Annotated in this window: 14 protein-coding genes; 6 read left to right on the top strand and 8 right to left on the bottom strand. The window is 63.3% G+C overall.

Annotated elements, in window-relative coordinates; translation table 11 throughout:
- Positions 1-14 precede the first annotated feature (14 nt).
- Both PX52LOC_RS26830 and PX52LOC_RS26825 read left to right on the top strand, forming a co-directional pair.
- On the top strand, positions 15-686 hold the full coding sequence (locus PX52LOC_RS26830; RefSeq protein ID WP_178132575.1) for a class I SAM-dependent methyltransferase: 672 nt from the start codon (positions 15-17) through the stop codon (positions 684-686).
- Positions 683-1,435: an MlaE family ABC transporter permease gene (locus PX52LOC_RS26825; protein WP_149112975.1), complete on the top strand. Its 753-nt coding sequence runs from the start codon at positions 683-685 to the stop codon at positions 1,433-1,435. Before PX52LOC_RS26830 ends, PX52LOC_RS26825 begins: the two co-directional genes overlap by 4 nt.
- Here PX52LOC_RS26825 and PX52LOC_RS42860 read toward each other — a convergent pair.
- Positions 1,428-1,748, bottom strand: a complete 321-nt coding sequence (locus tag PX52LOC_RS42860; RefSeq protein WP_246173799.1) for a hypothetical protein — start codon at positions 1,746-1,748, stop codon at positions 1,428-1,430. The genes PX52LOC_RS26825 and PX52LOC_RS42860 overlap by 8 nt on opposite strands.
- Here PX52LOC_RS42860 and PX52LOC_RS42855 point away from each other — a divergent pair.
- Positions 1,662-2,057 carry a hypothetical protein gene (locus PX52LOC_RS42855; protein ID WP_246173843.1) on the top strand — a complete coding sequence of 132 codons (396 nt, stop codon included), beginning with the start codon at positions 1,662-1,664 and terminating at the stop codon, positions 2,055-2,057. The genes PX52LOC_RS42860 and PX52LOC_RS42855 overlap by 87 nt on opposite strands.
- 344 nt (positions 2,058-2,401) lie before the next feature.
- On the opposite strand, the gene PX52LOC_RS26815 is transcribed toward PX52LOC_RS42855, so the two are convergent.
- The 5 genes from PX52LOC_RS26815 to PX52LOC_RS26795 form a co-directional block, all read right to left on the bottom strand.
- Positions 2,402-2,977, bottom strand: coding sequence for a DUF447 domain-containing protein (locus tag PX52LOC_RS26815; RefSeq protein ID WP_149112973.1), 576 nt, complete (start codon positions 2,975-2,977; stop codon positions 2,402-2,404).
- A complete protein-coding gene (pabB, locus tag PX52LOC_RS26810; protein WP_149112972.1) occupies positions 2,974-4,320 on the bottom strand; it encodes an aminodeoxychorismate synthase component I in 1,347 nt (448 codons plus the stop codon). The genes PX52LOC_RS26815 and pabB overlap by 4 nt, the downstream gene beginning before the upstream one ends.
- A gap of 7 nt (positions 4,321-4,327) precedes the next feature.
- Positions 4,328-5,728: a DUF6513 domain-containing protein gene (locus PX52LOC_RS26805; protein WP_149112971.1), complete on the bottom strand. Its 1,401-nt coding sequence runs from the start codon at positions 5,726-5,728 to the stop codon at positions 4,328-4,330.
- 4 nt (positions 5,729-5,732) lie between these two features.
- The gene (locus PX52LOC_RS26800) at positions 5,733-6,566 is read right to left on the bottom strand and encodes a glycosyltransferase family 2 protein (protein ID WP_168219221.1); all 834 of its coding nucleotides are present in this window, start codon (positions 6,564-6,566) and stop codon (positions 5,733-5,735) included.
- Positions 6,567-6,628: 62 nt separating this feature from the next.
- Positions 6,629-8,662: an ABC transporter ATP-binding protein gene (locus PX52LOC_RS26795; protein WP_149112969.1), complete on the bottom strand. Its 2,034-nt coding sequence runs from the start codon at positions 8,660-8,662 to the stop codon at positions 6,629-6,631.
- Between the two features lie 117 nt (positions 8,663-8,779).
- Here PX52LOC_RS26795 and PX52LOC_RS26790 point away from each other — a divergent pair, with 117 nt between their 5' ends.
- Positions 8,780-9,790: a hypothetical protein gene (locus PX52LOC_RS26790; RefSeq protein WP_149112968.1), complete on the top strand. Its 1,011-nt coding sequence runs from the start codon at positions 8,780-8,782 to the stop codon at positions 9,788-9,790.
- 24 nt (positions 9,791-9,814) lie between these two features.
- Here PX52LOC_RS26790 and PX52LOC_RS26785 read toward each other — a convergent pair whose 3' ends face one another.
- A complete protein-coding gene (locus PX52LOC_RS26785; protein ID WP_149112967.1) occupies positions 9,815-10,561 on the bottom strand; it encodes a hypothetical protein in 747 nt (248 codons plus the stop codon).
- A 168-nt stretch (positions 10,562-10,729) separates the two neighbouring features.
- Positions 10,730-11,932: an endonuclease/exonuclease/phosphatase family protein gene (locus PX52LOC_RS26780; protein WP_149112966.1), complete on the bottom strand. Its 1,203-nt coding sequence runs from the start codon at positions 11,930-11,932 to the stop codon at positions 10,730-10,732.
- Positions 11,933-12,128: 196 nt separating this feature from the next.
- On the opposite strand from PX52LOC_RS26780, the gene pstB reads away from it, so the two are divergent.
- Positions 12,129-12,956 carry a phosphate ABC transporter ATP-binding protein PstB gene (gene pstB, locus PX52LOC_RS26775; RefSeq protein WP_149112965.1) on the top strand — a complete coding sequence of 276 codons (828 nt, stop codon included), beginning with the start codon at positions 12,129-12,131 and terminating at the stop codon, positions 12,954-12,956.
- 16 nt (positions 12,957-12,972) lie between these two features.
- Positions 12,973-13,683, top strand: a complete 711-nt coding sequence (locus tag PX52LOC_RS26770; protein ID WP_149112964.1) for a response regulator — start codon at positions 12,973-12,975, stop codon at positions 13,681-13,683.
- The last annotated feature ends 82 nt before the right edge of the window (positions 13,684-13,765 follow it).

Raw genomic sequence — 13,765 nt, 5'->3', positions numbered from 1 at the left:
GCGAGGTCTCGATCATGCTCGACCGCGTTCTCGAACCCGAGGCGATGGACACCGAAGACGAAGCGAACGACTACGACGCGATGGACCATTCCGCGGTGAACCGGGCGTTCGCCGCGGATTTTTTTTCGGTGTTTCCGGCCGTCCTGAATCCGGTCCTCGACGTCGGCACGGGCACGGCCCAAATCCCAATCGAACTGTGTCGCCAGTCCCCGGCCGTTCAGATCGTTGCCGTCGATTTGTCCGAGGCCATGTTGAAGTTGGCCTCGCGAAATGTTACGACGGCCGGTTTCGCGGGCCGGATTACGCTCGAACGTGTCAACGGCCGCGATCTTCCTTACCCGGCCGGGCGGTTCGGGGCCGTCGTTTCCAACAGCATCATTCACCACATCCCGGAACCGACCGCCTGTTTCGCCGAGATGGTCCGGGTTTGTCGGCTGGGCGGTACGTTGTTCGTCCGCGACTTGCTGCGGCCGGCCATGCGAGAGGAATTGGACCGCCTCGTCAATCTTCACGCTGCCGGGGCGAATGACTCGCAGAGAGCTCTCTTTGCGAACTCCCTGCGGGCGGCCCTGACGCTCGACGAGGTTCGGTCGATTGTCCGTGGCCTCGGGTTCGACGGTGAGGCGGCCCGCCAAACGTCGGACCGCCACTGGACGTTCGCGGCCACGAAACCCGGCTCATCATGAACCACCTGGCCAACGTCGGATACTGGACGACGTTCGCAGCGGCTTCCTTTTTGTCCCTTCTGCCGACGCTCTTCCGGCCTTCTCGTTGGGTAAGACCACTGTACCGCGTCCTCGTCGGCGGGCTGCCCCTCGCGGCCGTTACGGGGTTAGCGCTGGGGGTCGTCATCTGGATGCACACCCGCGGTGTCTTGGAGCGAACCGGAACGGGGGCGGTCGAATTTCTGCCCACGTTTTTGGCCGCGGCCGTGTTGATGGAACTCGCGCCGATCGGTGCCGGGTTGATCGTCGCGGCCCGCACCGGGGCAAGCCTCGGCGCGGAACTGGCGGCCATGCGGGTCAACGAGCAGATCGACGCGCTGGTCTTGCTCGGCGTTTCTCCACTCCGCCGGCTAGTCGCGCCACGGGTTCTGGCCTGCATCCTGGCCGTGCCGTTGTTGCACGTGCTCATTGCCACGCTCTCGATCAGCAGCGGGTTCGTGGCCGAAATGATCGTCGGGCAGACGACCTGGTTGAAGTACCAGACCGCGGTTCTCCGCGAGTTGTACCTGAGGGATGTCGTACCCGCGTTGTTGAAGACCCTCGCGTTCGGCTTTCTGACGGGCGTGACCGGGTGCTACATCGGGCTGACCACGCGGGGCGGGTCGGAGGATGTCGGGAGCGCGGCGACCGATAGCGTTGTCGTTTGCTCGCTCCTGATTCTCGCCGCCGACGTTGTGATGGTCGGCTTGACCCGGTTGATGATTAGCTAAGAACGCGCACCCCCTGATTGTCGGCGGCGGTTACGCACAGATCAGCCAAGTTTGGGAACCGCATCCGCAAGCGGGCTGCCAGTTGTTCCGCCTCTGGTTCGTTCGGGGCAAACGCGAAGACGGTCGGCCCCCACGACGACTGGCCGACGCCTCGGACGTTCCACTTCATGAGTTCATCGATCAACTCCGCGACGGCAGGACTGGCATACGGCCCACCCTGGTCCAAATGGAACGGCTCGCCCGCATTCCGGTTGAATTCGGCGAGCGAACGAGCGAACGACTCAAAGTCGGCTCGCTTCAAGGCAGGAATCACGAATTCGTTGGCCAGCCGCAACAAGCGGGCGGTCGTGTCAAGGGCTTGAACTGCGGGGCGGTGGCGGTGGAAAGCGAAGCGTTCGGCCTCGCCGTGCCAGGTCTCGGAAACAGTCGGCCGAGCCAGCACGATCCGCCAAGCAGGGGGGAATTCGATCCGCTCGCGAATCCGCGGAAGTTCGTCATCGAGTTTCCCGTCATCGACGATGAAGCCACCATGCTGAAATCCGTGCCAGCCGATGCCAGAACGATTGCCGCGACCGACCATCCCCGCGTCGGAATCCATCAACGCCGTCGCTTGCGAGACTAACATCCTCGCCTGCCGAACGACGGCCAACCCCAGGGCCGTGCCGACGCCCAACCCAACGTGTTCCGGCGGGCCATCTGCCCGGATGTGGACGTATGATCCCCAGCGGTCGGGTAGTGTTATCTTCTCCGAGACAATTCGCGCAAACCTTGATGCCCGGAGGCTGAGCGCCCCAACAGCTGGAGTGAATTCCGCGGTGGAGAGACCGGACACCCGCACACACGGTTCTTGCACCATCATCCCTAAACCGCCGAATTTCCGTAGTGGCGATCCGTTCGGCCAGTGCGTCAGTCCATCCACGGGCACGTGAAACAATCCAAAATGCAAACGACACGGGGCCACGACCGTCATCGCTCTGCCCTCGTACGAAACTCGGCCCACTCTTGTTCCAGGAACGTCATGGCGGCGAACTCCTGTTCTCCGGCCGTCTTGTCCACGATCACGCGGAGTCTCCGAAACTCGGCCGCCACTTCAGCCGCGGGTAACAGCGAGAACCGCGTCGCCAGGATTGCCGCTTCCAGAACTGCATGCTTGGCGCGATTGAACCCGAAGAAATCTCGCCGAGTCGCGGCCGCGACTACAACCGCCTCGATTCGGACCCGCGGCTGCGAGTCGTCGATCGACGCCACGCGGAACTCGAAAGACCGGCAGGCGTCGTCCAGAACAAACCCTCGCACCCTCTGTGCCGGGTGGCATGCGGGGAAGTGTGACACCTTTCCCACGGCCGCGCGTGCGAGTATTAACACGTCGTCGGTCACGTGCAGTACCCCCTCGCCGTGCCGGCGGAGGTTGTGGTAGGTCGTGGACGTGGGGAAGGGCCGCAGCACGAACGACCCCATATCGGCAGTCACGCTCGGACCCATCGGGGCGAGGTGCGGCGAGCCGTCTTCGGCGGTCGTCGTGATCAACCCTTCGAGGATCATGGGGTGAGTGCTCGCAGTAAACCGGCCGCCTTGTGCAGTGTCTCTTCATACTCGCGAATCGGGTCCGAATCGGCCACGATACCGCCGCCGACCGGGAACTGCAACCACCCGCCGCCGGCGGTGAACGTGCGGATCAAGATGTTCGTGCCCATCGTGCCGTTGAAGCCGAGGTAGCCGACGCTGCCGCAGTACGGGCCGCGTGCGGTCGGTTCGAGTTCCGCGATGATTTCCATCGCCCGCACCTTCGGCGCGCCGGTGACGGACCCGCCGGGGAACGACGCCCGCAGCAAGTCCACGGCCGTCAGCCCGGATCGCAGTCGGCCGCGAACCTCCGACACGAGGTGGTGGACGTAGTTGTAGCTCTCCACCTCGCACACTTTCGATACGCGAACCGTGCCGTACTCGCAGACGCGGCCGAGGTCGTTGCGGAGGAGGTCCACGATCATCACGTTCTCGGCCCGGTCCTTGGGGGAGCTGACCAAGTCTTCCAACCGGGCCGCGTCTTCCATCGGCGTTCGCCCGCGGGGGCGGGTGCCCTTGATCGGCCGCGTGACGACCTGGCCGTCGTTCACGTTCAGGAATTCTTCCGGCGACGCGCTCGCGATCTGGAACTCGCCGAGATCGAAGTAGCAAGCGAAGGAACCGGGGCAGCGGCTGCGGAGGTCGCCGTAAATGTTCAGCGGGTGTCCCAACAGTGGTGCGAGCAACCGCTGCGAGAGGTTCACCTGGAAGATGTCCCCCGCTCGGACGTACTCGATCGCCCGCTGGACAGCGGCAATGTAGCCGTCTCGGGAAAAGTTGGACGTGATCCACGGCCCCGCGGCCGAGGGGTACTGCATGACCGGAGAGACGACTGCTGCGTGCGGTTGTACCCACTCGGGAAACGAATCGCGTCGCAGGTGTCGGCGAATGTCGGCGACCTTTTCTCGGGCCGACCCGTGTGCGATAAGCCACGCCCGGTGGTGCAAATGGTCGAACGCGATGACCCAGTCGTAGCGGCCCACACGCACTGGCGGAATCCGGAACTCGTCGGCCGCAGCGCGGGGCAATCGTTCCAACTGGTGAGCCAGGTCATACCCGAACAGGCCGGCGTACCCACCCTGGAACGGCGGCAGGTCCGGATCGGAGGCCGTCGGCTCGAAGCGAAGTTCATCGAAGATCGTCCGCGGGTCGGTGAGCCAATCGACCGGATCGGCCATGACGTACGAGTACCGGCCGCGTTCGGGGTGGCGGTCGGCCGAGTCGAGGAAGAGTAGGTGCGGAAGGTGGGCGAGCCGTCGGGCCGTGTCCCACGGGTCGGGGCAGGGGACTAACTCTTCGACCACCGGGAGCAGCGACGACATGCGCGTATTATAGCCCCGCGTTCCGGTGGCTGATTTCCGGCACGGTGAGAAAGCCCCACGTCAGTGCCCGGTCCTGCTCGTAGTTCTTGCCGAGGGTCAGGGCGGTGACGGCTTTCGCGAACTCGTAGCCGAGGTAGAAGGCGTGCGACGGGTCGATCCGCGCGTCCTGTTTCAGCAACTCTGCGAAGATTTGGAACGGGTCGGTGCCTCGGAGGTACGTCGTGCCGTTCATGACGTGCAACTCGCCGCGTTCCGCGAAGATGCGGTAGTTGCGGTCGGTGATTCGCTCCGCCAACTCGCGGAGCATTTCCTCGCCGTGCGTCGCGAGCCGGGGGTCGCGAAGCAAAACGAGGTTCGGTTCCAGTCGCTTCGGTAGCACTTTCTCCTTCACCGCGTGGAAGACCAGTCGGCGGGCGAGTGCGAATTCCTTCACCGCACTGCGGCACCAGTTGATGACCTCCGTTGCGAGGACGCTTCGGATGCCGAGTTCCTGGCAGAAGCCCGCGAGTAACACGTTCACGCCGGCCGAATCGACATCGGTCAGTTCGGTGAGGTTCCCGACACCCATCATGATCTCGGCGTCCGGGTATCGCCGCCGCGTTTCGATGTAGCGGCCGAGCGAGGTGGCGAAGCCGAAGCCGATCGGCTCGAGGATGGGATCGAGCCTGTGCTTCACGCCCCACGTTTGCAGGTGCTCGACCGTGCGGTGCAGGCTGTCCAGGTCGCTCGGCGAGTCAGGAATCGCCACCACTTCCACGGCCGGAAACTGTGCGTGCCACCTCCGGGCGTCCGCCACGTTCGTTGAGTTGACGCTTAACACCAGTTCCGCCCCGACGGCGAGTGCCGCCTCGACTTCCGCCGAGTCGAAGGAGTCAACGGAGACGCGGAAGCCTTCCGCTCGCAGTGCCGCGGTCGCGCTTCCGACGCCGGCCCAAGTCGTGCCCGGATCACAGCCGAGGTCGATCACGTCGGCCCCGCTCTCGCGGTAGCGACGGGCCACTGCGAGAATCTGATCGAGCGACAACTGCGGCGCGTGGTTGATCTCGGCCAGAATCTCGATGTCGTGCTTGCCGTACCCCGCCGGCGGGCCGGAACGGTGACCGAAGTGTTCGGGCAAATCGCGAAGGTCTTTCGGGCCGAACGCCGTCGGCCGTTGTGCGGCGGTCGCCACCAGTTCCGCCTCGCCCCGGCAGAGTCCGGGCAACAGGATTCGATCGACGGATTCCGGAACGCTCAGGTGGCCGGCAACCCACTTTGTCGTCATCAGCGCCGCCACCGTGATCGGCAGGACGGCCACCTCCGCGTCGAAGGACACCTTCGGCCGTAACTCCGCGAGGACGCGCCGCAATGATGCCTCGGCCAGCTTGCCGGTGACGAAGAGTATGCGCTCGCGGCGGGGAGCGTCCATGGCGTCACGGTGTCGGCGACACCGTCGGCTGGGTGAGGTCGGGGAGCGGGGTGTGGAACTTCGCGTCCTTCAAGACGGCCCAGAAGTCGGACCACCACGTTTTGGGCGTGGCCTCCGACTTCGGCGAGAGCGGTTCTTCCGCGACCAGCACGGAGAGGAACGTGAGCTTCGCGAAAATCTCGGCGTGCACGAAGTCGCTGTCGGATTGGATCGGGAAGCGGTCGAACAGCGACCGGCGAAAGACCTTGAACGCCGAGTTCACGTCCGCCAACGGCACGCCCATCGCCAGCCACAGCCACCACGACCGGAAGTGATCGCGGAAGCCGAGCCAGCCCGGCAGCCGCGGCGGCGAAATGCCGAGGGCGATCCGGGCGAAGATGCGGTACAATCCGCCGACGATCTTCCAGAACGGCGGCACCGGCCGGCCGGTGCGGCAACCACTGACGGCCTCGATCGCGTGCGGAACGTCGAAGACCGGGGCGACCTTCCCCAATTGCCCCAACAACTTCAACAGGTCGGCCGGCGTGTAAGGATAGTCGAGCGATGAGTAGCAGACGATGGGGTGCGTGGGTTCCGCCAACGCGGTCCGCAGACTGGCCCCGAAGCCGAGCGATTGTGGGTGCTTGAGCAATCGCAGGTGGGGAATTGTTGAGCGAAAGTTGTCCAGCAATTCCGGCGTTTTGTCGGTGCTGCCGTCGTCCACGAGGATGATGTCGTACCCGCGGCCGAGTTCGGTTTGAAGGAACCGCGACCACTCGTTCAGCACGGCGGCCAACTGAGCGGCGGCGTTCCGCACCGGCAGGATCAAGGTTACGGGATCGGGTGGACTGCTTGTCATCGGGGCCGCGTCGGAGGGAGTCATTCCCCTTCAGAGTATCAGCGCGGTGCGGCGCGAGTAGTTCAAGCCGCCTCGGAACGGAGCGGCGTCTGCGCGTCGTAGAGCCGTTGGTAGAGGGGACAGCTCGCGGTCAGCGAGGCGTGCGACCCGACGGCGACGATGCGGCCGGCGTCCATCACGACGATCCGGTCGGCGAATTCCACATTCGACATGCGGTGCGTGATGAGGAACGTCGTGCGGCCCTTCACGAACTCGCGGATCGCGAGGTGAATCTTGGCCTCGCTCTCCGGGTCGATCTGGCTAGTGAACTCGTCGAGAATCAGAATGCTCGGGTTGCGGAGGATGGCCCGCGCGAGGGCGAGGCGCTGCTCCTGGCCGCCGGACGGCTTCCAGGTCTTGCCGATCACCGTGTTGTACCCGCCCGGCAAGACTTCGATAAATTCTTCCGCGAACGCCTTCTTGGCGGCGGCTTCGACCTCTTCTTTGGTCGCTCCGATCTTTCCGTAGGCAATGTTGTTGAAGATCGTGTCTTCGAACAGCACCGTGTTCTGCGTGACGAGGCCGACCTGCTTGCGGAGGCTGCGGAGGTTCACCGTCCGGCTGTTCACGCCGTCGATCAGGACCGTGCCGATGTCCGGGTCGTAGAAGCGCGGCAGGAACCCGAGCAGGGTGGACTTCCCGCAGCCGTTCGGCCCGACGATGGCGATGGTTTCGCCCGCCTTCACCGTGAGATTGACACCGTTCAACGTCGGCGTTTCGGTCCCGTGGGTGTAGGCGAAGGTGATGTTGCGGAACTCGATGGTTTTGGCGTGCCGTGGGAGGACGGGGCTGTCCGAGTTCGTGGTGATCGTCGGCATCTTGTCGGCCAGCACGAAGATGCGGTCCGCGGCGGCGGCCCCGGCTTGAATCTTGGTGTACACGCTGGACAACTTCCGCACCGGGTCGGCCACGGCGATCAGCAGTGTGTAGAGCGTCAGTAATTCCGTGAACCCGAGCGGGTCGTCGCCCCGCATGTTCAAGCCCGCGATTCGCCTCTCTTGGGTGATGACGAGGTACGCCCCGGCCGTCAGCGCGAGGCCGAGGGCCACGATGCCGAGCCACTCGATCATGGGGCCGGAGAAGGCGTCGATGTTCGAGACTTGTTGCGCGCGGCGGGCGTACTGGTCCGCGGCGCGGCGGAACCGGCGGCGCTCGTAGGGTTCCATCGTGAACGCCTTCACGACGCGGATGCCGTCGAACGACTCGCGAATGATCTGGTACAGGTCCGACATTTGTTCGAGCAACTTCTTCGCCGCTCGCCGCATCATCCGGCTCAACTTCGTCAGCATGATCAGCGCCACGGGCACAAGGACGACGAACACCACGGTCAACTGCCAAGAGATGAGGCACGCGGCGATGAGGCAGGCGATGGCCTTCAACGGCTCGACCACGAGACGGCCGTACAGGGTCTTAATCCCCTGACCGAGTTGCTCCACGTCGTTCGTCAGCCGCGACATGATCTCGGGCGTGCCGGCTTCGGCGATCTGCCTGAAATCCTGGTGAACGAGGGAACGAAACATGCGGTTGCGGATGTCGTAGAGGGTGCGGTTAATGACGCCCCCGACGAGGACTTCTTGCCCGAAATCAAAGACGCCCTTGACGGCCACGCCGATCACGACGGCCACCATGATCCAGACGAACGTCTGAAATTGGTCATTCGGCAAGAAACGGATCACCTGCATCTTCAGGAGTTGAGTCCAGTAGAGCTTCCGGTTGATATCCTTCTGGTCGCCCAAGACCTCCGCGAGCTTCTTGTTCAGCCCTCGCTTGACGTTCTCCCGGTCGACCGCGTTCGGGTCGTCCTCGACGGCCGTCAGGCGCTCCTGAATGATGATCCGTTCCTTCTCTTTTTTCTTCGCATTGGCGTCGAGGTGCTCGATTTTCTCATCGACCCATTGCTGGAGCGTTTTGTTGTCGGCGAGGATGGTCAGGACGGCCCCGACGCTGGAAATGTTGGCCCCCCAGAACACGGCCACCATCAGCGCGCAGAAGACCGATAAGATGAGCCGGGTCCGGTACACCAACGAGAATTTCAGCGATCGCCAGAAACTACGCATAGATTCGGTCGCTCCATCGACCAACCGCCGAGATTCGTTGAGATTCGAGCTTGTACCGTTTTCCGGGCGAATCCCACAAGGGCAATTTCTCCGCTCGTGCCGAGCGCCACAAAACTTATGAACACCGACCTGCTACGAACCTGGCTGACGCTCCCCCCTGGTCCTTGGCCGCCGGACGACCGCACGATCCTGGGCCTGACGGCGGGGCCGCTCGCAACGCTGGACGTGGAACAGTGCGCCCTGGCGCAGATGGAGAAGCTCCGCCCGCACCAACTCGTCCACCCGGATCTCGTCACCGAAGGAATGAACCGACTCGCACAGGCGCTCATCACGCTGACGGAAGAGGCGAACCGGGCGAGTCGCTCGGCCCCCACGTCCGCGAAGCTGGCCGGCGACGCGGAGATCGTTCTGGACGCCGATTTGCTGGGAGGAAAGCCCCGTCAGCCGGTGGTACTCGAAGCGGAAGTGGTGTCGGTCCCCCGCATCCTAGACGCGCCAAAGGCCGAGAAGCCGCGCCGCCGGCCGCGCGTGCCCAAAGTTCCCAAGAAGAAGCGACGCAAGGAGCGCTCGCCGACCGATTCCGCGGTCGATGTCCCGACCGCAAAGGTCGTCCCGCCGGGAACGACCTACTCACCGGCAGAACGCCGCAAGGGGTATCGAAAACTGGCCCAGATGCGCCGCGTCATTCGGACGTGGGAAAAGCTCCAGCCGTACTTCGCGGCCCCGTCGGAGGAGTTATCCACGCCGGGGGCGGTGTTCGGGTACGTCGAATCGGTCCGGGCGTGTCGCCGGACACTGGCAGCGGATGGCGACGCGGATTGGTTTGCCGACCACGGTCAGCAGGTTCTGACGGTCGTCGGGCAACCCTTGTCCTTGGCGGTTTTCCGCTCGCTCGTCATCAAACAACGTCAGGAAGTGGCGGCCGATTGGGCACTCACGACGGCCCACTTGCACGGCCGATACCTCGGACTGCGTGAGGAGATTCAAAACACGAAGCCAAGGAAAATCTGGGGATCGAGCGCCCGACAAGTCGGGCGCTGGTTACGGACGAACCCGGAATGGGTGCTGGGATTGCTCGTGGTACTCGCGGTCGGTGTCGGTTTGATCCGATCTGCTCCCCGGCCATAAGAAGGGGAGGGGGAGGGTTCCGCCTCACTCCTTCGGAGCCGGTTTCTTATCGACGGGCCGGTAAATCCAACGCTCGCCACCGAGTCCCCCGTTATCCTCGCGCTTCACGTCGTCCACGCCAGGACGAATGTTGTCGGTGGGCTTCTGGAAATCGAGTTGTAGCGTCTTCACCTTGATAAGCTGCGACGCATCCACCTGCTTCTCCGCGACGAGGCCATCCGACAGACCGCTGACGTACACGCTGAACTTGTTGGTCCGGTTTGCTCGCAAATCGACATCCGTCCAGATGGCGATGCCGGAGACGTAGCGGGGGAAGGAGTCCGGCTTCGTAACGGGGATGGGGTTTTGCGTGACCTGCACGGTCGTCAGCAGGTTCATGTTCTTCTCGGGGTCTTCCTTCGCGGCAATCGCCTTGAAGACGGCCGGCTGCGGCTCATCGAGGTGGGTCGTGTTCAGGTCTTTGGTCACCAAGTCGAACTTCAGCGACGTAACTGCCTGCGGGGTCGAGGTGGTGTTGAAGATCCGGTAAACCATGTACCACGCCGTGACCTTCCCCTTGCCGGGCACATCCACGGTGATGATCCGTGGCGGGGCGTATCGGAAGTGTAGGGTCCAGTTGCCGGGCTTATCGCCGGCCGCCGTGGCGGGATCGACGGTGCTGAACGGATCGCCCGCGCGGGGGGCTTGGGCTATCACGGGAGTAGCAGCGGTGACGCCGAACCCCATCGCGAGGAGAGTGACCAGAATGTTGCGGCGCGATCCCGGGGACATGCGAACCTCGGCCCGAGGGTGAAACTATCCCAATTTATCGAGGTTAGCCGTCCGGCCGAGCGCGAGCAAGAGAATCGCCCACATTCTCGGGCAGATCGTTGGACCGCACGCACGAACAGTCCGCATCCAGGGAACGATCGCACGGATCGTAGAAACCGCGAGGCCGCGTTACTGCTTCGGGGTCGGCGTGCGAACGGTGAGCTTCACCGTGACGGGGAAGTGATCGCTGAACCCGCGTTCCGAATCGCGGAGTTTCTGCCCCGGGCTGCCGAACCGCCACGGTTCGCGACGTGTGGCCCCCGTCCGCCTCAGACCGTCAGTGTACGTCTGCACCGAGGTCGGATCGCACGACCAACCGACCTCGTCGAGCATCCCCCGCGAGACGCAGATGTGGTCGTAGATTAGTGGTTTGCCGCCGTAGAAGATTGTGCCGAACTTGTCGGGCGACTTCCCGGCTAAAAGGTCGAGCAGGTACGGGTTTGTTGTCTCGGCTTTGACCTTTCTCACGTCGTCCGTGCCGTGAAGGACATCGGCCACCTCCTCCGAGTCCGGGGTGTCGTTAAAGTCGCCGCACAGCAAAAAGTCGGCGTCGGGGTTCTTCTCCACCATCTGCTTGAAGACCCCGTAGATGCCGCGGGCGTACTTTTCGCGACCCTCTTCGCCGTTTCCGCCGCCCATTTGCTTGAGCTTCGACGTCCAGTGCGAGGCCACAATGCACAAGTCTTGATTGTTGATGAACAGGTGCGTTTCGAGAATCCGGAGCCGCGAGCCGATCATCTTTGTCCGCTGTTGCGAGAGCGGGTACCGGCTGAGGACGCCTGGTGCGATGTGTCGGCCGGCGTCGAGGTTTTTCATGGCGAGGGACACGTACTTCATCTTCGGATCGGTGATCTTGGCGTTGAGCGTCCCTTGTAACAGTTCCAGCGCCCGCACGCTTTCGAGTTCCACACACGCGAGGACATCCGGCCCCTTGCCGTCGTTCATCTTCAGGATCGTCGTGGCGAGGTGGTCGAGTTTGAGTTGGCGCAACTCGGTGTTATCCGCGAAGGCGTTGTCGAATTCCTCGTCCACGCTCCGGCGGTTGTCGTTCTTGTCGTCGAAGAGATTCTCCACGTTCCAAAAGCAGAAGAACAACTCCCGCTGGCCGGCCGGTACGTCGGCGTTGACCGGGGTTAGCTCCCCCATTTCTCCGAGTTGTCCGTCGCCCGGAGAGGTCGGTGGAGTCGTGACCTTGTTAAAAACGCCCGAGAAATAAAGCAGGCAGCCGACGGCTGCGATGGCGACGATGGCGACTTGAAAACGCCGCGGCAGTCGAAGAAAGTAGTCGAGGAGGACCTTGGTATCGACGGGGAGTGCCTTGGTTCGGGCCATGTGAACCTCTCGAATTGCGGTCCCTTCAGTCTATGCTAAAGGCCGGCCGAGCGGCGGAATGTCGAGCATTTCGCGGATAACAACCACTCTCACGGCCCGGGGTTGAGCCGGCCGTCTTCATCGTTCCTTCTTCGTTCCTACACAATCAGCACCTAGAACGTCACCATAATCACATCGTGCGAAGGAGTATCAATCGATGACCCGGATGTTTACCGATATTGTGACGGCCCGGGTCCCGTCGCCCAAGTCGGCCGTCAATCTGGCCCTGGCGAAGCCGAAGTTCACGCTCCAGAACGTGAACTTCTGGTACCCCGGCAAGCAAGTCCTGTTCGACATCTCGCTCGTGATGCCGGAGCGTTCGGTCGTGGCGTTCATCGGGCCGAGCGGGTGCGGGAAATCGACCTTGCTGCGGATGCTCAACCGCATGAGCGATCACGTGGAAGGCGTGCGGCACACCGGCACGATCAACCTCGACGGCCAGAGCATTTACAACAAAGATTCGAACCTCGTCGACCTGCGCCGCCGCGTGGGGATGGTGTTCCAGAAGTCGAACCCGTTCCCGAAGTCGATCTTCGAGAACGTCGCCTTCGGCCCGCGGATGGCCGGCCAAACCAACCGCCGGGTGCTGGACGAACTCGTCGAACGCTGTCTTCGACAAGCCGCCCTCTGGGACGAGGTGAAGGACCGGCTGAACGCCTCGGCCCTCGCCCTTTCGGGCGGTCAACAACAGCGGTTGTGCATCGCCCGGTCGCTGGCCACCGACCCGCAAGTGCTGCTGATGGACGAGCCGGCCTCGGCCCTCGACCCCAAGAGCACGGCGAAGATTGAAGACTTGATCGACGACCTGAAGGCGACTTACACCATCGTCATCGTAACGCACAACATGCAGCAGGCCGCCCGCGTGTCGGACATTACCGCGTTCTTCTTCGAGGGGGTACTCGTGGAGGCCGGCCCGACCCGCCAACTGTTCACGAAGCCGAGCAAGAAGCAAACGGAAGATTACATCACCGGACGATTCGGGTGACCGGACCGAGGTTTCCATGCCGCAACCGCGAGTGTTGATCGTCGAAGACGAACGAGGCCTGACGCAGTCGCTCCAGTGGTACTTCGACCGCGAGGGGTTCGAAACCATTATTTCACACGACGGGCAGGAGGGGCTGCGCAAGGCCCAGACGATCATCCCCGACGTCGTCCTGCTCGACATCAACCTACCGAGCGTCGACGGCCTGACGGTCTGCCGCGAGTTGCGGGCCGGCGACCGAACGCGGTCCATCCCGATCATCATGATCACGGCGAAGTCAGAGGAAACCGACCAACTCGTCGGCTACTCGATGGGGGCCGACGACTACGTGACGAAGCCGTTCAGCAACAAAATTCTGCTCGAAAAGGTCAAGGTTCAACTCCGTCGGGTTGCCGGGGCGGCGGACAGCAGCGATGTCATCGAACACCTGGGCGTGAAGGTCGACCGCGTCCGCCACAAGATCACGCACGGCGGGCAAGAACTCGAACTGACGCCGACGGAGTTCCGGTTACTGGAGTGCCTCGTCCGCCAGCCGGGCCGCGCGTTCACCCGCCATCAACTGATGGACGCGGCCATCGGCGAGGGGTCGATCGTGCTGGAACGGACGATCGACGTTCACGTCAAGACGCTGCGCAAGAAATTGCTGGAGGCCGGGGCGACGCGGGAATTGATCGAAACTGTCCGTGGGGTTGGTTACCGCTTTCTGGAAGCTTCCGAAACGACCGCGTGAGCGGGTCGGGATGAAAAGTCGGCTGGACACGTCTTCGCCCCGACGGTATCGCTTCCCACCGAGTCTACCAACATTCGGCGGG

Origin of the sequence: Limnoglobus roseus, from assembly GCF_008254045.1 — a bacterium.
Taxonomy (GTDB): Bacteria; Planctomycetota; Planctomycetia; order Gemmatales; family Gemmataceae; genus Limnoglobus; species Limnoglobus roseus.
Note: the sequence above shows the minus strand (reverse complement) of the source record. Positions and strands in the feature narration are given on the sequence as shown.

Bases quoted from the DNA above. Each gene is read 5' to 3' on its own strand.
- PX52LOC_RS26830 (WP_178132575.1), top strand. From the start codon at position 15: ATGCTCGACCGCGTTCTCGAACCCGAGGCGATGGACACCGAAGACGAA.
- PX52LOC_RS26825 (WP_149112975.1), top strand. From the start codon at position 683: ATGAACCACCTGGCCAACGTCGGATACTGGACGACGTTCGCAGCGGCT.
- PX52LOC_RS42855 (WP_246173843.1), top strand. From the start codon at position 1,662: ATGGAACGGCTCGCCCGCATTCCGGTTGAATTCGGCGAGCGAACGAGC.
- PX52LOC_RS26815 (WP_149112973.1), bottom strand. From the start codon at position 2,977: ATGATCCTCGAAGGGTTGATCACGACGACCGCCGAAGACGGCTCGCCG.
- pabB (WP_149112972.1), bottom strand. From the start codon at position 4,320: ATGTCGTCGCTGCTCCCGGTGGTCGAAGAGTTAGTCCCCTGCCCCGAC.
- PX52LOC_RS26805 (WP_149112971.1), bottom strand. From the start codon at position 5,728: ATGGACGCTCCCCGCCGCGAGCGCATACTCTTCGTCACCGGCAAGCTG.
- PX52LOC_RS26800 (WP_168219221.1), bottom strand. From the start codon at position 6,566: ATGACAAGCAGTCCACCCGATCCCGTAACCTTGATCCTGCCGGTGCGG.
- PX52LOC_RS26795 (WP_149112969.1), bottom strand. From the start codon at position 8,662: ATGCGTAGTTTCTGGCGATCGCTGAAATTCTCGTTGGTGTACCGGACC.
- PX52LOC_RS26790 (WP_149112968.1), top strand. From the start codon at position 8,780: ATGAACACCGACCTGCTACGAACCTGGCTGACGCTCCCCCCTGGTCCT.
- PX52LOC_RS26785 (WP_149112967.1), bottom strand. From the start codon at position 10,561: ATGTCCCCGGGATCGCGCCGCAACATTCTGGTCACTCTCCTCGCGATG.
- PX52LOC_RS26780 (WP_149112966.1), bottom strand. From the start codon at position 11,932: ATGGCCCGAACCAAGGCACTCCCCGTCGATACCAAGGTCCTCCTCGAC.
- pstB (WP_149112965.1), top strand. From the start codon at position 12,129: ATGACCCGGATGTTTACCGATATTGTGACGGCCCGGGTCCCGTCGCCC.
- PX52LOC_RS26770 (WP_149112964.1), top strand. From the start codon at position 12,973: ATGCCGCAACCGCGAGTGTTGATCGTCGAAGACGAACGAGGCCTGACG.